The sequence below is a fragment of the Pseudoalteromonas sp. SG43-4 genome (assembly GCF_014164325.1).
In the GTDB taxonomy this organism is placed as follows: domain Bacteria; phylum Pseudomonadota; class Gammaproteobacteria; order Enterobacterales; family Alteromonadaceae; genus Pseudoalteromonas; species Pseudoalteromonas distincta.
Map to the genome: position 1 here is coordinate 379,093 of NZ_JACJFB010000002.1, position 16,425 is coordinate 395,517.

A 16,425-nucleotide genomic window follows, 5' to 3' on the forward strand; every position below is an offset into this window, starting at 1 on the left:
TTGAAATTCAATCTCGGCTTTTTTGTGTCTGTAATTTACGCTTTTAATTTTATATCAATTGATACTCTATTATAGCGATAGGAAAATAACTCTATAGCAAGACAAAAATAACGAAATATAGTTGTTCTTATATGAGTTATTTTTAACGCAGCTAGAGAGCTATTTAACTCGTTAGAATGAGTAAGTGTAGCCCATCTGTACAGTCCTCGGCTTACCTGGCTGAATGCCACCGTTTGAACGGTTAGCAACGTATGTTTTATCAAACAAGTTATCAACGCTTAGGTATACTTTTTGATTTTCATCGATTAAGTATTTAGCAGCTAAATCCCATACTACGCGGCTATCAATTGCGTTTAAGCCCGCCTCAGTTAAGTTAGCATGCGCATCAGATACGTAACGTATTTGGCTGTTAACTACAAACGCAGAAAACTCAGCACCTAACGATAACGCTACTTGGTTTTCTGGTACGTAAGGCATTGCATCGCCTTTTTCTACCGCGCCCCAAATTTCTGAATCAAAATCGTTTTTAAACTCAGAGTCTGTGTAGGTATACGTTAATTTAACTGGGAACATAGCTGTATCAGTTGCAAACGTAAGTGCTGCACTAAATTCAAAACCCGCTACTTCTACTTCACCGTAGTTGTATTGGTCGCCAATGTTGTCGTCGCTACAACCAACCGCTGCAGTACAGTTACCGTGCATGTTGTCGTAGTCTGAGTAAAAGGCAATTACTTCACCGCTAAAGCCATCCATATTAAAGCGAGAGCCAAACTCAATGTTTACACTTTCTTCTTCTTCTTGGTCAGCATTACCAGGTGCTGCTGGTGCATACCCTTTTTGAATGCCCGCAAGTAGCGTTACGTTTTCGTTAAGCGTGTAAGTAGCACCTAGTGACGGCACTAAAATTTCAGTGTCGTTCGACACATCTTTAGTTAAACCGTTGCTGCGTGTTGGATCTGATTTAGACCACTCTTCACGCGTAATAGTAATGTCTTCATAACGAAGGCCTGCACTTACTACTAATGCATCAATTGTCCACTCGTCTTGAATAAACAAGGTGCTTGCTTCTGCGCTATCTACGCGGTTGCTGTCTGAGCCCGGAACGCCTTGCTCTGTAAGTGTTAAGCTTAGGTCTTGATTAAGTGTGTATTTGTCTTCCCACTGAAAACGATCCATTTCGTCTTCGTGGTAACGTACGCCAACAGTCACATAGTGATCGCCTGCAGGAATATGTAATTCAGACTGAATACCTTTAGCTTGGTAGTCGCGGTTATTAGCTTTAACGCCAATACCTTCAATACCTTCGCTTGTAGGGTTTGCTTCAAAATCGCTGTACTGCTCAAGAGTACTTAAGCCTACGCTGCTGGCTTTATACCAGTTACGATGAAAATCGTTTAAGTAAGCCGTAGCTAAAAACTCATAGCCATCACCAAAACGGTACGCGTAGTTAAGTTGGTATGCGTTGTGGCGCGTATTCATTTCATCGTTTTGCGATGCAGCATAACGACGGTAAGGACTTTCTTGATAGTCTTCGTCAGTTAAGCCCATGTATGTTTCGTCTGATGTTTCGTCAGAGTACTTAATTTTTAGCTCAAGATTATGCGCATCGTTTTGACCAAACGTATGGCCAAACTTTAATAGTAAATCTGTTTTTTCAAAGCCGGTGTTGTCATTGCCTACTGGCAGCTCTTTAAAGCCGTCTGCGCCGTAAGTAAATACTTCAATTAAACCCGCTGTGTTATTTTTTTCTTTACCAAAGTAAGCGTGGCCTTTGTAGTAACCGTCGCTACCAAGGGCTGCATCTACCATACCTTTTGAGCTATTTGGCTCAGTTGGTAAACTGCGCGAAAGTAAGTTTAAAACACCACCTGTAGTACGCGGGCCGTACTTAACTGAGGCTGCGCCTTTTAATACTTCAATAGATTCCATACGACCCATAGTAGGGAAGTAGTATGCAGAAGGTGCTGAATATGGTGCTGGTGCAACTAATACACCGTCTTCCATTACTGATATTTTATCGTTACGGCCAGTACCTGTACCGCGCATACCAATATTAGGACGAAGGCCATAACCGTCTTCTTCTTGCACGTAAACGCCCGGAACAGACGCTAAAACGCGAGAAATATCGGTAAACTGGAATTTTTGAAGATCTTCTTCAGAAATAAACGTAGCCGAACCAGGAATATCGTTAATTGCTTGCTGAGAGCCAATAACAGTAATTTGTTCAAAGCGTTGTTCTTTATTGCTGGTGTCTTTTGCTATTGCAGTAGCACTAAAAGACAAAGCAACCGCAGTTGCTAAAGTAGATACTAAAAACTTAGGGTTCATTGTGTTCCTAATCATGTCAATTATCTTAATTGGCGCAATTTGAACACGTTAACGAATACGAATCAATGTTATTAACTATTTAATTATTCAGTTTAATAGAACTAAAAACACCTGCTTATGCAACTTAATTAACTAAATTGTTTCTTTTGTATTATTTTGTAATTGCTTTACTAGCTATAAAGGCTGAACGAATTATATGTGCTACGTAAGCGCTAGCCCAAGCGTAGAGCTATAAATTCAGCGAGTTTATCTACCGCATTTTCCGACTCACCCGAACTTTTAACCAAACTAATACCAATATTACCAAGAGCTGGTAAATGCTTGGTTTGAACCTGATAGTTAAGCTCACTCGGTACTGTACTTTTGGCAAGTACCGTAATACCTAAGCCTTCTTTTAATGCAGCAATAAGGCCGGTTAAATCGGCGTTGCTATAAACTATTCGGTATTTAATGCCTGCACTTTTTAATGCATCAGTAGCACGGCGACGATAAATACATCCCTCTGGTGCGGTAACTAGGGTAACCACCTCATTATGCGCAAGTGACAGGTCGCCCACCCACACTAGTTCGTCTTGCATAAAAATAGGAAACTTATCAGAGTTGAGTCGCTCATTTAGCGCAAGTACTAAATCAAACTGATCTTGGCGAGAAGCCGAAAGCAAATGCTTACTTAAACGCGACTTAACCTCTAACGACACCTCAGGGTAGAGCGCCACAAAGTCGCCAATAATTGAGGGTAAAATACGCGCTGCAAATTCGCTCGGAATACCCAAGCGCACTTTACCTGCAATGTTTTCTGAGGTGAACTGCTGCAAAATAGCATCGTTGTGTTGCATCATTTGTTTTGCCATAGGCAATAATAGCTCGCCGTACTGGTTTAATACTTGGCGCTGCCCTTGTTTTTTAAATAGTTTATAGCCAAGCACGTCTTCTAAGCGCTTGATTTGCAAACTTACAGCAGGTTGCGACAGGCCAAGTAAATCGCCTGCTTTAGCAAAGCCACCTATTTCAACTACCATTACAAAAGTACGTAAACCGTCTGTTGATATGTTTTTCATATTTAAAATTACAATTTATATAGCCATATATATAAGTATTATTTATCAATTGATAAATAATTACAATTTGTTGTTGATAGACGTGGGCAATATACTTTTGTAATCGAAAATACACAGGTGTCTGTTATGACTTTTAACCCAATAATGTTTGCCCGCCACAGCAACGCAAGTAGTGCGGTTACTAACGCTTTGCAAACTAACAACAATCACGTTGTAATGGATTTTAGCGGAACCGAAACCAGTGTATTTTTAAGCACTATTTTAGGCCTTGATTTAACTAAGCTTACCGCCAGCGGTTTAGGCTTAAAAGGCACGCTTGATGGCGACTATAATTCTGACTACAGTTTTGCTGTTTATTACTTTAGCGAAACCGCCTTTAGATTCGTACTACCACACAACGCAAGCCTTCAACTACAAGCGCTTATAAACGAGCAGCAATTACGTTTTGATATTGATTATGTAGTACGCACCGACCTAGCAAGCTTTATTTTAAGTGGCGACAACGCATTTGATACCCTAGTTAATGCTTTTAAATTAACACCAGGTTTGCGCCTTTCTGACACGCAACTTTGCTACGGTGCACAAAGCGGTGATGTATTTATTACCGCCATTGATAAAAACGACGAACAACACTTTGTATTAGTAGCTAAACAACAAGAATTACAAAAATGGCAAAGCTACATGCAAGCGCAAGGCTTTGCACTTATGCATAGTGAAGCCGCATAACGAATAAAAACAACAGGCGAGCATAACAATGTTTACCTGTTTTTATATCTATTTAAGCCACGCCCTAAACAGGGTTAATTTAAACGTGAAGGAATGTTATGACTTCTAAAACTGTACTACATGCTAAGCACCTAGAAGCGGGCGCAAAAATGGTTGATTTTCATGGCTGGGAAATGCCAATCAACTACGGCTCACAAATAGAAGAACACAATAGCGTACGTACCGACGCTGGTATGTTTGACGTATCACACATGACTATTGTTGATATTGAAGGGCCTCAAGCAAAAGCATTTTTACGTAAGCTAGTAGCTAACGACGTTGCAAAATTAACCGTACCAGGCAAAGCGCTTTACACAGGCATGCTTAACGAGCAAGGCGGTGTAATAGACGACTTAATTATTTATTTCTTTAGTGAAACGTTTTACCGCCTAGTTGTTAACTCAGCGACGCGCGAAAAAGACCTAGCGCATTTAGCTAACGTATCGAGCGACTTTGACGTAACTGTTACAGAGCGCCCAGAGTTTGCAATGATTGCAGTGCAAGGCCCTAACGCTAAAGCAAAAACAGCTACTCTTTTAAATGCTGAGCAACAAGCCGCTGTTGAAGGTATGAAGCCATTTTTTGGTGTTCAAGTAGGTGATTTATTTATTGCCACAACGGGTTATACTGGCGAAGACGGTTACGAAATAGTAGTACCGAACGACCAAGCAGCCGATTTATGGCAACAACTGCTAGACGCAGGTGTTAAGCCTGCTGGTTTAGGTGCACGCGACACGCTACGTTTAGAAGCAGGTATGAACCTTTACGGCCTAGATATGGACGAAAGCGTATCACCACTTGCAGCTAACATGGCATGGACCATTGCATGGGAACCAGAAGATCGTGACTTTATTGGTCGTGACGTACTTGTTAAGCAACGCGCAGAAAAAAGCACTGACAAACTAGTTGGCTTAGTGTTTGAAGAAAAAGGCGTTTTGCGTAGCGGTTCTAAAGTAATTGTTGATGGTGGTGAAGGGGTTATTACCTCAGGTACTTTCTCACCAACACTTGGTTTTAGTGTAGCCCTTGCACGTGTACCACGTTCAACAGGCGATACAGCTCAAGTAGAAATGCGTAAAAAATTAGTAAACGTTAAAGTAGTAAAGCCTAGCTTTGTACGTAACGGTAAATCAATAATTTAAATAATTTGGTTATATCAATCAGTGTAATTACAGTGATTGATATCCTCCCAATATAAACCAAAGGACAAATAAAATGAGCAACATTCCTAGCGAGTTAAAATACGCACCTTCACACGAGTGGGTTCGCAGTGAAGGCGACGGTACATTTACTGTTGGTATTTCTGAGCATGCACAAGAACTTCTTGGCGACATGGTATTTGTTGAATTACCAGAAGTTGGCGACGAAGTAGACGCTGGCGAAGACTGTGCAGTAGCAGAGTCAGTTAAAGCAGCATCAGACATTTACGCACCTATCAGTGGCGAAATTGTTGCTATTAACGAAGAACTTGAAGACTCACCTGAAACAGTAAACAACGACGCTTACGGCGACGGTTGGTTATTCCGTATTAAAGCATCTGACGAGTCTGAGCTAGACAACTTATTAGACGCTGAAGGTTACTCGCACACTATCGACGAAGAATAATTATTCTTTGTAGATAACTAAAAGCCCCGCGTGTTTTATTTAGATATCGGGGCTTTTATGATTTTACAGTTAACTTTTCCATACAAAGTAAGCTGTTAAATCATAAGAATTTTAAGTTATTGCTGTTTACCCATCAGCAGTAGCCACATTTTTTGGATCATAGGAATCTGGACACATGTCAAACGCCAAATCTCTTGAAGAACTAGAGCAAAAGCAAGATTTTATTCGTCGCCATATTGGGCCAAGCCCAGCACAAGTAAGCGATATGCTAAGTGCTTTAGAAGTATCGAGTGTGCAAGAGCTCATTGACCAAACTGTACCGGCTAGCATTCGTCTAGAGCAACCGCTAACAGTTGGACAAAGCCGTACTGAAGTTGAAACACTAAGCTACTTAAAATCAGTAGCAAGCAAAAATAAAGTTTTCAAATCGTACATTGGCCAAGGCTACCACCCAACTAACGTACCACACGTAATTTTACGTAACGTACTAGAAAATCCAGGTTGGTATACAGCGTACACACCGTATCAGCCAGAGATTGCTCAAGGGCGTTTAGAATCATTATTAAACTTCCAAACTATGACCCTAGATTTAACTGGTCTTGATTTAGCAAGCGCGTCACTACTTGACGAATCAACAGCGGCTGCAGAGGCTATGGGCCTTGCAAAACGCGTATCAAAAGCTAAAAAAGCCAATGCCTTTTTTATTGCCGACGACGTACACACACAAACAATCGACGTAGTAACAACGCGTGCCGAGCAGTTTGGTTTTGAAATAATTGTAGGTAAAGCAGAAGATGCCGTAAACCACGACATTTTTGGCGCATTGTTCCAATACCCAACTACATCAGGCGAAGTGGTAGACATAACTGACCTAATTGCTGGCGTACAAAGCAAAAAGGCCATTGCCTGTGTTACTGCCGACATAATGAGTTTATTACTGTTAAAAGCGCCGGGTAAACTAGGCGCAGACGTAGTACTTGGTTCGGCTCAGCGTTTTGGCGTACCTATGGGTTACGGCGGTCCACACGCTGCATTTTTTGCAACACGTGACGCATACAAACGTTCATTACCAGGTCGTATTATTGGTGTATCTAAAGACCGTTTAGGTAACGACGCACTACGTATGGCAATGCAAACGCGCGAACAACACATTCGCCGCGACAAGGCCAACTCAAACATTTGTACAGCACAAGTATTACTTGCCAACATGGCAGCGTTTTACGCGGTGTACCACGGCCCACAAGGCTTAAAAACTATCGCGCAGCGTATACATCGCTTTGCTGATATTTTAGCAAGTGGCCTTAAAGCTAAAGGCATCGCACTTAAGCACAGCACTTGGTTTGATACCCTTACAGTAGTAAGCGACAACAAAGACGACGTAATAGCGCGTGCAATTGCAAAAGGCGTAAATTTTGCAACAAACCACGAAGGCGAGTACTCAATTTCGGTATCAGAGACAACAACACGTGCCGATATTACTGAGTTATTTGATATTATTTTAGGCGAAGGCCATGGCCTAAGTGTTGACGCTATTGCAGCCGACGTTGAAGCAAATGGCAGCGAGTCTATCCCTGCAAGTTTAGTACGTGATGACGAAGTACTAACGCATCCAAACTTTAACAGCTACCACAGCGAAACAGACATGCTTCGCTACATTAAGCGACTAGAAAGCAAAGACTTATCGCTTAATCACTCAATGATCTCGTTAGGCTCATGTACCATGAAACTAAACGCGACCGCAGAGATGATCCCAATTACGTGGCCTGAGTTTGCAAACCTTCACCCATTCTGCCCGCTTGATCAAGCAGAGGGTTACCAAATAATGATTGGCGAGCTTCACGACTGGCTAGTAAACATTACCGGTTACGATGCAGTATCGCTTCAGCCAAACTCTGGCGCGCAAGGTGAATACGCAGGCTTAATCGCGATTCGTAAATACCACGAGTCACGCGGCGACGTACACCGTAATGTATGTTTAATCCCAAGCTCTGCGCACGGTACTAATCCTGCATCAGCGCAAATGGCGAGCATGAAAATTGTGGTAGTTAACTGCGACAAAAACGGTAACGTAGACATGGCAGACCTTAAAGCAAAAGCTGAGGAAGTGTCTGAAAACTTATCGTGTATCATGATCACATACCCGTCTACGCATGGCGTATATGAAGAAACAATTCGCGAAATTTGTGACATTATTCATGAGCACGGCGGCCAAGTTTACATGGATGGCGCAAACATGAACGCGCAAGTTGGCGTAACAAGCCCAGGCTTTATTGGCTCAGACGTATCGCACTTAAACTTGCATAAAACATTTTGTATTCCACACGGTGGCGGTGGTCCAGGTGTAGGCCCAATTGGTGTTAAATCGCATCTTGCGCCGTTTATGCCAAACCACAGCGTAATTAACGTACCAGGTACTAACATCGGTAACGGTGCGGTATCGGCAGCGCCTTATGGCTCAGCTGCTATTTTACCTATTTCATGGGCTTACATCACCATGATGGGCAGCGAGGGCTTAAAGCAAGCCACTGAAATGGCAATCGTTAATGCTAACTACTTAACGCATGAGCTAAGCAAGCACTTCCCAATTTTATACCGTGGTCGTAACAACCGTGTTGCTCACGAATGTATTGTTGACTTACGCCCGCTTAAAGAGCAATCAGGCATTACTGAAATGGACGTAGCTAAGCGCTTGCAAGATTACGGCTTCCATTCACCAACTATGTCGTTCCCAGTAGCTGGCACATTAATGATTGAGCCAACTGAGTCTGAATCAAAAGGTGAGATTGATCGCTTTATCGAAGCAATGGTGTCAATTAAAGGCGAAATTGAAAAAGTAATTTCTGGCGAATGGTCAATCGAAAATAACCCGCTAGTGTTTGCACCGCATACACAAGGCGACGTGTTAGGTAACGAATGGGACCGCGCATACGACCGTTTTTACGCTGCATTCCCAGTGCCTGCAGTAGCTAAAAACAAGTTCTGGCCAACCGTTACACGTATTGATGACGTATACGGCGACCGTAACTTGGTATGTTCATGCCCAGCGGTAGAGACTTATCGCGACTAAGAGCAGATGTCGATCTCGAATAAAGAATGCAACTATCGGAATTAAGTTTGCAACTCAAATAAAGTTTGCAACCGATAGTTGAATTTTGAGGTCAGTAAAATGAAAAAGCGAACCTGAGATGGTTCGCTTTTTTGTCTTTTACTTTAAGCTGTGAACTAAATAAGTGATTGTGATTAGCAAACAGTTTGTTTGAACTTTTTTTACGTAAAATTCTGTTTGGGTTATTTAGTGAAGTCAAATGATAATTATAATAAAAACAATAAACTAAGAAGTTTATCTGTTATAAAGATTATTGGAGTTAGTCTAGTCATTTTTCGAATCGTTAACCAATACAGCTAACATGGATTGTTCATGTTCAGCTATTTGAGTTTCATTCCACTCGTTAGCGGTATTCATTAATTCAATCATTTCATACAATTTTAGGGTATCAATGTTTTTATCTGCAATGGCGGCTTTAAAATGATCGCGCTTAGCGGTTGGCTGTAAGTTACTTAACTTTGAATTTTTGCTGTGACTGATCAAACACAAATTACCAAATCTATGCAGGTCTGCATCGGCTAGTACTCTGTGCCCATTAAGTGGATGCTGAGGATAAAAGTGTTCAACAGAGCTTCGGAAGGCAAATTCAAACTGTGTAATGACATCATCCTTTTTGTTTTGAATACAATCACACCACAACAAATAATCGAGATAGTTAAACACTAAGTTATTTTCAATCGTACCATAGTGTAGCCTCACCATAGTTTGCTGATTGTTTTGATCTAACGCTGAATAATGCGAGTTTTGGTAAATCATTTGGTAGTAATCAGAAGGTGATTCGCTTAAAAAGCGTCCATATACAAATTGGCGAGCTAAGTTTTCGAGTTTTTGTAAATACAGGCGAGGAGTAATTTCATCCATATTGAATAAATGGAACAACGCGCCATTTAACCAGTGCTTATAAACCAATGTCGGTGTGGAAACATGCAAAGCACTTAACAACATTAAAAGTTGACGGTTTATCCCTTCAAAGCCATCTTCATCATCCTGTTTTTCGCTGTCATCAAAAGTATTAATGTAGCTCTGGCTTTTAGCGTTATAAAAATGCAGCTTCTTCAAGCTCCACTTATCTTTGCCATCATTAAATTCACGTTTAATGATGTACTGGTCGAAGAGGTATTTACACTTGAGTAATGCGAATACAAAGTCTTTTACCGCACTAATATTGTCACTGCTGTTGCCTTTTAAATAGGCATCAAATTGCTCTAGCAAACGCTTATCGTCTAATGCGATATCCTGCTTTGTTAACACTCTCAAAACATGCAGTAAGAAATTAGAAAAATTAATGACACTATTAAAGCGCTCTGGTGTTAGCGTTACATCGGCGCTAGAAGATGAATGAGGTGGCGTTGCCAATATCTCATTAAGCGACAGCGATATAGATTGAGTGGATTCGCTCTTTTGAGTGGTTACTTCGCCAATACTTGTAGCTAAATCAGCGTAGCACCTTGTTGTAAATTGCCCCCAATCGTCTTTACCAAAAACAAGATGCCTTTCTTCTGGGCTAAAGCCATATTGAACGTAACGCTCCATATTCGCTGTTGCGTCCCATACTTTGCCCAGTAGCAGAATACTGTGTTCGCGTTCATAAGGGTCAGTAATTTCATTTAATACTGACATTAACCTAGCTTTGACAACTTCGTGCTTTTCGAGCTGTTCACCGCGATTATTCATGACTTCAAAATAATGATTTAAGTCGGTATCTTTTGGAACTGATACACGCGCTATTTCTACGTTATTGAACAGGTATTTGCAAAAACCTTCTAGCTTGTCACCCAGAGCCAATAAGCCTTTTTCAAGTAACGAGAATCCATTCACCACATCTAGGTTATAGTCGTCAGTTTTTAAGTGTTCTAGTGCAACACCTTGAATTAGGCTTGCAAAGGTATCCGATGATTTTTGTCTGCTTTCAAAATTGAGATTGGGTGCATTGTACCAGCCCATATCAAGCGTCGTTTTGTTTGTAGAAGATAAGCGTTTAAGAGCAAAAGCTAATAACGTGAGCGTGGTAAAACGTTGCTGCCCATCTATTACTTCAAAGCTGCCATCTTTACGCTCAAACACTACCAGTGTGCCAATATAGTAAGTTTGATTGGGTTTACTTTGCTGATAATCCAATACGTCTTGGATTAACTGGTTTATTTCACCTTCACCCCACGCATAGTTACGTTGGTACATAGGGACTAAATAGCGGCTTGTATCACTAAGTAATGCCTTAATGCTAAAGCTAGTGATTGCTTTACTTGCAGTTCCATCATTGTATTGCTGGTATGGTGCTTGCGTATTACTCATAGTACTTCATGTCCTTAAACAGCTTTGTGATCTCACTCAGCTTGGTTCCCTTACAATCAGATGCTTTTAATGTGGCTAACGGCCAATTTAAAACATCACTTGGCTGCACCGCTTGTTTTATACGTTCAAATACATTTTGTGTCAGAGCGTGTTTATCCATGCGCTCTATACCCACGACTTGCATTTGTAATCGGCAGCTATATGCCCAAATAAACAGCTTCTCTATCGCTTGCGAAAGCTGATGTGCGCCAAACTTATCTAGATAAAAAATCACTGCACAATCAAATAGAGTGCGAATATAACCATCCCCTGTGCGGGTTCGAGAACGATAGGTGTTTAGAGTATGTAGAATCTTACTAGCTAATGGTTCTAATTCATGATCCAATATGCGAATAGTTTGGCTTTTATCTTCACTATTCTTAGCCTTTGAATTGTCACTTCGCTCATCGCTGACTATCTCATTAATCTTATGTTGATAATGGCTGGTCATTTCAAAAAAGCGTCTACCATTTATGATCATCTGATCTAAATGGAAAGGAAAACGCATATGTTGGTGATCAATATGGCGCTGATACTGCCCGTTATAGTTATCAACAAAATGGTGAGCAATGCGAAGCGGTTCTACATAGGGGAAAAGTCCAACTTGATCGAGATTTACGCCCTTAAATAAACCTACTTTTGATTTATTAAAATACTGTGCCGATTTACCTTGTGCCCAGTTGCGAATACGGAACAAGTAGTTGGCAAACAGTCGCGCCAGCTGGTCACTTTCCAAGCTTTCCCAATGTCGTACCGAGTCAGCTTTAAGTTGACTTTCGCTTTGTGAAAACTCACGCAAGTGAAACGCTTTTAACAAATCATGAGGGTCTAAATCTCGGCCTCTGGCATTTTGTGAATCAAAAAACTGAAATGCCTCTGATACATCATCTAGAACAAAGGTCACAACTTCACAGCGGTTTAATAAAAAATCGATGTCAGCTTCGGTAAAGTCACTGCGAGCAACAGCACGTTTTGCCGCCATAAAGTTTTGATGCAAATTTCGATGCGAAATATCACTATTAAAGGTTTGTCGCGCTAAAAAGCTATTAATTGGCTCAGTTAGTGTGATCAGAGTTTCTTTAACATCTTGCCGTTTTAAACCATTGAAGCACTCTTCTAACAAGGCTTTTACTAATAGTAACAAGGTTAATGTCCGCTGCTGTCCATCAACGATATCAAGTGCTTCTTTGTCGCTATCTATGTGTTTATGAAATACCACTGACCCCAATCGGTATGCCGATTTCTCTCGATATACCTTTAAATCACTTAGCAAATCAGCCAAGTTTGTTTGAGACCATTTATAAGGGCGCTGATATGCAGGAATGCTTAAGTTTGGCAAAGACAATAGTGCTTTTACCGTTATGATTTCCTTATCGATCTGTTTGCTCATTAGACTCTCGTTTCAAAACTTGCTTTGCTTAGAATATTCATTTTTATAAATCCCTTATAAACCGAGATGGCGATTGAAATTTAACATCACCCCAAGGCATCGTCCTTTTTTTAGGATAAGTGATATAAAGCCACCTTTTAGCTCTTGTTACCGCTACAAAAGCGCTGTTTTTCTCTTCTTCTATTTCTTGCGCTGTCTTGGCTCTATAGTCAGGGAAAACGCCCTCAACCATACCAATTAGGAATACAATGTCCTTTTCCAGCCCTTTCATCGTATGAACTGTGCTAAGTGTTATTCCTTCGCCCTGAGCTGTTTCTGCCAATTGCCCTAAAGCAAGCGCATTTCTAAATGCTTGAAGAGAATTACCAAGCCCCTTAGACTTGAAGCGAGTCCAAGAATTTCTAAATTCTTCTAGCTCAGCTAAGCTACGCTCAATTTCTGGTTTTTTATCTTCTAAGGATTCATCGTTGGCTAATACATTAAGTTCAGCCACTAACTCTTTGTGAAACTTTGGAATGTTTGGTTCATTAGCATCTAGATTCTGGATTTGAGTCAACAGCTTTGATTGAAGATCAGAAAACAGTATTTCTGAATTTAGTACATCGTTTGCCCATACACTCAAATAGTTTTCATTACCCCAATCTTCAGGTGGGGTTACTTTGAGAATGGCACATAGCTTTTTACCATCAACCCAATCTTTAGGGTTTAGTTTTAGACGAAGTGCAAAATCTAGCACTTTGCCAAATAGCGAGGTTGGTTCTGTTTGGCGTTCACCTTTTTTGAAGTGGTAAGGTATATTCTTTTGCTCAAGTTCATCAGTAATAGCTTTAAATACGAATCGGTTTCTTGCTATTACAACCATATTCTTAAGAGATATTTTTCCTTCAATCTCTGGGTGTATGCCCAGCTTTAACAACTCATTAATTTGATTAATGACCCATAGCGCTTCAACATATTCATCGTCACACGATTGCTTATGAAACACGCCATTTAACGCCATTTCATGTTCTGTTTGCGAAAGCGGTTTGATTTTATTAGCAACATTAATTACCGCTTTTGTACTTCGATAATTTTCTGTAAGTTGGTATTGAGTGGGCTGATAATCGTCAACAAATTGCGTTAAGAGATACTTTTCCGATGACCCATTAAACCCATAAATCATTTGATTAGGATCACCCACCATTAAGATGCTTTGAACTTTGTCACTACAAAAAGCATTTATAAATTCGTATTGAGCTTTGTTAAGGTCTTGTGCTTCATCCACACAAATATGTTTATACTTTATGCGGTATAAATCAGCAATCCATTCTTGGGTCAGTAGTAATTTATGGGCGTAGATAAGGATATCATCGTAATCAATACCACCACTTGCAAGCAATGCATTTTGGTAATCCTGATAAATTTTCCAAACGCCACTTTCTGCACCAAAGCGTTCATCTGCTTCGCCTTGGCTTAACAGTTCCCTTTTTATTATGGAAAAAGTATCCATGTAGTTTTGGATGACTTGTTGGCGGTTCTTCTTCTCTTTCGAATCTTCAATGTTGAGATACGTGTCAATATCGACACCTTCATCTCTTAACGATTGAAGAAATACTTCCATGCGGTCTTTATCTCTGTCGTAAATGTGTAACTCAGAAGGTAAGCCTATGGTATGCCCATATTGCTCCAGTATTCTCTGTGCAACCGAATGAACGGTAGCAATCCAAGTTCGATCTTCAATGTCATCCACTTCAACTAAGCGCTCCTGCATTTCTTCAGCAGCTTTATTAGTAAAAGTAAGGGCAATCACTCTATCTTTTTTGGTGTTTTCCAGAATAAACCGAATTCGCTCAGTCAATACTCTTGTTTTACCTGAACCAGCAGATGCTAGTATTTGTATAGGAGTGCCTATTGGAGATTTGACAATGTTCGCTTGTGCTGGTGAAAGACTTATCATACTGATATCCAACCTTTAACTTGCTCAAATGCCGCTTTAAAAGCATCTGGTACGAGAGTACCTTTTTCTCTTTCCCGTGGATTCCTAAAAATAACATCAGCAAGAAAACCTGCATAAGATGCTTTGGCACCCCTAAGTTTTTCCAACAAGGCTTCACTATCAAGAGTAGAAAGCTCCTTCTGCTTCGCCTCTACATATCTGGGGTTATTTGAACCTTTTGTTTCGGAAAGAACTAAAGCTTCAATCAACTCAGGGTTGATTTTTAGAATATTAACTAACTCAGCCTCAACATCATTACCATCGGATAAGAAGTAAATTTGGAACTCTTGGGCGTTTAGTTCTAACCCAGTATCTTTCTTAATATTAACAATTTGCGATTCCACAGAAGACTTGGTATTGCCATCATTGTCACTAACAACACATACAGGTATACCTAAACTACACCCTAACTTAATGAATGGAGCATAGTTTTTACCTGCAACGCTGATACATGTGACGCCAGCAACAAAGGATGAAAAGCCGAAATAGTGCTCAAACATAGCAGGAACAATTTGTTCTTCTGTGACACCTTCAAATAGTACAATTGCTCTTGCAAATAATACTTCTCCGCGAAATCTCATAACTTCGCGTTGAAGTATCAGTAGGTCCTCAGGGTCAAAAGCGTTGGAAAGCTGCTTAACGCAATTTTTTCCATCAACTTTCACCATAGAACGAAGGTCAGGAAGGTTCGCCATAGCTGCAAGAAATGGCGAATGAGTGCTAACGAGGACCTGTCCCCTAGAATCTGCTAACTGCTGATAAAGAGTTCTTTGTGCATTCGGGTGCAAGTGCGCTTCTGGCTCTTCCGCTGCAATGATTGGAAAAAACGGTTCAACTTCTTCCGCATGCTTTCTAGCTGAAAGCTCGGTAAATGCTTTAACCGTTAGCATTGATGCCCAACTTCGTGTGCCCATGCCGTGGTATTCCATTGAAAAAGAGTTACTTGCATGTTCTCCAAAGTGAACTGTAAAACGCTTAGACAAGTCTCTAATTTTTTTGGGGAAAGGCGTAATTTCTGTTTGCCCATTACCTTCAAATGACTGACTCAATGAGTCGAGGTGAGTTTTAAGTTCAGATAAAGGTTCACTTTTAGCAACTGCCTTTTCATTAATGTCAGCGACCATCTTTTCAAGTTCTTCAACATCTTTCTCATCATACTCAATACTTGAAAGTACTTTGCCTATGTAAGATGTTTTCTCTCTTAACTCTTGATGGATATCGCGCTGGGCATCAATGGAAATAAAAGGCAGTGCATCGTAACGTTTTCTAATTTGTCGTTTAGATATCACTTTTACATCTGCCCAACCTTCAAAATCGGGCCATGTTTCCATCCAGAATCGAGAGGTTAAAAATCCGCCTTTTACTTTGTCTCTTTCACATTTTGTTCTAATAATAACAAATTGATGGCCGTCAGCTTCAGATTGAATAATGTCTTCAAACTCTTCTATCCATTCAGCTTCAAATGCTTGAACTCTATTACCATGTTCGTCTGTTGCGACAATTCTGACATCGACAATAATAGATTCACTGCCATGATCTTCCCCATCAATATGAAAGTCTTCCTCAGTTAAAGAGCGCGAATAATCGCCCAAGGCGAGTTGTAGCGCTTTTATGATTGAAGTTTTACCTGAGTTATTTGTACCAATAAGCACTGCCACTCTGGGTAAAGAAATTTCTAAATTAGCAATCCCTCTAAATCCAGCAATCCGAACTTGATCAACTAAAATATTCATCTAACCTCCTTGCTAATTTTCCTGATTAACCAACTGACTTATTATTTTTCTTAATCTAACTTCTTTGGGAGCAGCCTGATGAGCAACTTCGAAAAAAGGGCGCATGAATTCTTGATAACTAGGGATCATATAAC

Annotated in this window: 10 protein-coding genes; 4 read left to right on the forward strand and 6 right to left on the reverse strand. The window is 40.5% G+C overall.

Annotated elements, in window-relative coordinates; translation table 11 throughout:
- Window positions 1–171: 171 nt before the first annotated feature.
- On the reverse strand, window positions 172–2,328 hold the full coding sequence (locus tag H5160_RS03765) for a TonB-dependent receptor domain-containing protein (protein WP_182736773.1): 2,157 nt from the start codon (window positions 2,326–2,328) through the stop codon (window positions 172–174).
- Between the two features lie 212 nt (window positions 2,329–2,540).
- Window positions 2,541–3,386 (reverse strand): LysR family transcriptional regulator, encoded by an 846-nt coding sequence (locus tag H5160_RS03770; RefSeq protein ID WP_002958025.1) that lies wholly within the window; start codon window positions 3,384–3,386, stop codon window positions 2,541–2,543.
- Window positions 3,387–3,512: 126 nt separating this feature from the next.
- Here H5160_RS03770 and H5160_RS03775 point away from each other — a divergent pair, with 126 nt between their 5' ends.
- From H5160_RS03775 to gcvP, 4 genes are all read left to right on the forward strand, one after another.
- The gene (locus H5160_RS03775; RefSeq protein ID WP_182736775.1) at window positions 3,513–4,112 is read left to right on the forward strand and encodes a hypothetical protein; all 600 of its coding nucleotides are present in this window, start codon (window positions 3,513–3,515) and stop codon (window positions 4,110–4,112) included.
- A 98-nt stretch (window positions 4,113–4,210) separates the two neighbouring features.
- Window positions 4,211–5,293, forward strand: a complete 1,083-nt coding sequence (gene gcvT / locus H5160_RS03780) for a glycine cleavage system aminomethyltransferase GcvT (RefSeq protein WP_002958027.1) — start codon at window positions 4,211–4,213, stop codon at window positions 5,291–5,293.
- 73 nt (window positions 5,294–5,366) lie between these two features.
- Window positions 5,367–5,756: a glycine cleavage system protein GcvH gene (gcvH, locus tag H5160_RS03785; RefSeq protein ID WP_024590231.1), complete on the forward strand. Its 390-nt coding sequence runs from the start codon at window positions 5,367–5,369 to the stop codon at window positions 5,754–5,756.
- 175 nt (window positions 5,757–5,931) lie between these two features.
- Window positions 5,932–8,823 (forward strand): aminomethyl-transferring glycine dehydrogenase, encoded by a 2,892-nt coding sequence (gcvP, locus tag H5160_RS03790; RefSeq protein ID WP_182715728.1) that lies wholly within the window; start codon window positions 5,932–5,934, stop codon window positions 8,821–8,823.
- 303 nt (window positions 8,824–9,126) lie between these two features.
- Here gcvP and H5160_RS03795 read toward each other — a convergent pair whose 3' ends face one another.
- The 4 genes from H5160_RS03795 to H5160_RS03810 are packed head-to-tail and all read right to left on the reverse strand — an operon-like array spanning window position 9,127 to window position 16,291.
- Window positions 9,127–11,154, reverse strand: coding sequence for a DUF262 domain-containing protein (locus tag H5160_RS03795; RefSeq protein WP_182736777.1), 2,028 nt, complete (start codon window positions 11,152–11,154; stop codon window positions 9,127–9,129).
- The gene (locus H5160_RS03800; RefSeq protein WP_182736778.1) at window positions 11,147–12,583 is read right to left on the reverse strand and encodes a DUF262 domain-containing protein; all 1,437 of its coding nucleotides are present in this window, start codon (window positions 12,581–12,583) and stop codon (window positions 11,147–11,149) included. The genes H5160_RS03795 and H5160_RS03800 overlap by 8 nt, the downstream gene beginning before the upstream one ends.
- Before the next feature lie 43 nt (window positions 12,584–12,626).
- A complete protein-coding gene (locus H5160_RS03805; RefSeq protein WP_182736780.1) occupies window positions 12,627–14,519 on the reverse strand; it encodes an ATP-dependent helicase in 1,893 nt (630 codons plus the stop codon).
- A complete protein-coding gene (locus H5160_RS03810) occupies window positions 14,516–16,291 on the reverse strand; it encodes an AAA family ATPase (protein WP_182736782.1) in 1,776 nt (591 codons plus the stop codon). The genes H5160_RS03805 and H5160_RS03810 overlap by 4 nt, the downstream gene beginning before the upstream one ends.
- Window positions 16,292–16,425: the final 134 nt, after the last annotated feature.

Coding starts and splice junctions, on each gene's coding strand:
- H5160_RS03765 (WP_182736773.1), bottom strand. CDS start 2,328: ATGAACCCTAAGTTTTTAGTATCTACTTTAGCAACTGCGGTTGCTTTG.
- H5160_RS03770 (WP_002958025.1), bottom strand. CDS start 3,386: ATGAAAAACATATCAACAGACGGTTTACGTACTTTTGTAATGGTAGTT.
- H5160_RS03775 (WP_182736775.1), top strand. CDS start 3,513: ATGACTTTTAACCCAATAATGTTTGCCCGCCACAGCAACGCAAGTAGT.
- gcvT (WP_002958027.1), top strand. CDS start 4,211: ATGACTTCTAAAACTGTACTACATGCTAAGCACCTAGAAGCGGGCGCA.
- gcvH (WP_024590231.1), top strand. CDS start 5,367: ATGAGCAACATTCCTAGCGAGTTAAAATACGCACCTTCACACGAGTGG.
- gcvP (WP_182715728.1), top strand. CDS start 5,932: ATGTCAAACGCCAAATCTCTTGAAGAACTAGAGCAAAAGCAAGATTTT.
- H5160_RS03795 (WP_182736777.1), bottom strand. CDS start 11,154: ATGAGTAATACGCAAGCACCATACCAGCAATACAATGATGGAACTGCA.
- H5160_RS03800 (WP_182736778.1), bottom strand. CDS start 12,583: ATGAGCAAACAGATCGATAAGGAAATCATAACGGTAAAAGCACTATTG.
- H5160_RS03805 (WP_182736780.1), bottom strand. CDS start 14,519: ATGATAAGTCTTTCACCAGCACAAGCGAACATTGTCAAATCTCCAATA.
- H5160_RS03810 (WP_182736782.1), bottom strand. CDS start 16,291: ATGAATATTTTAGTTGATCAAGTTCGGATTGCTGGATTTAGAGGGATT.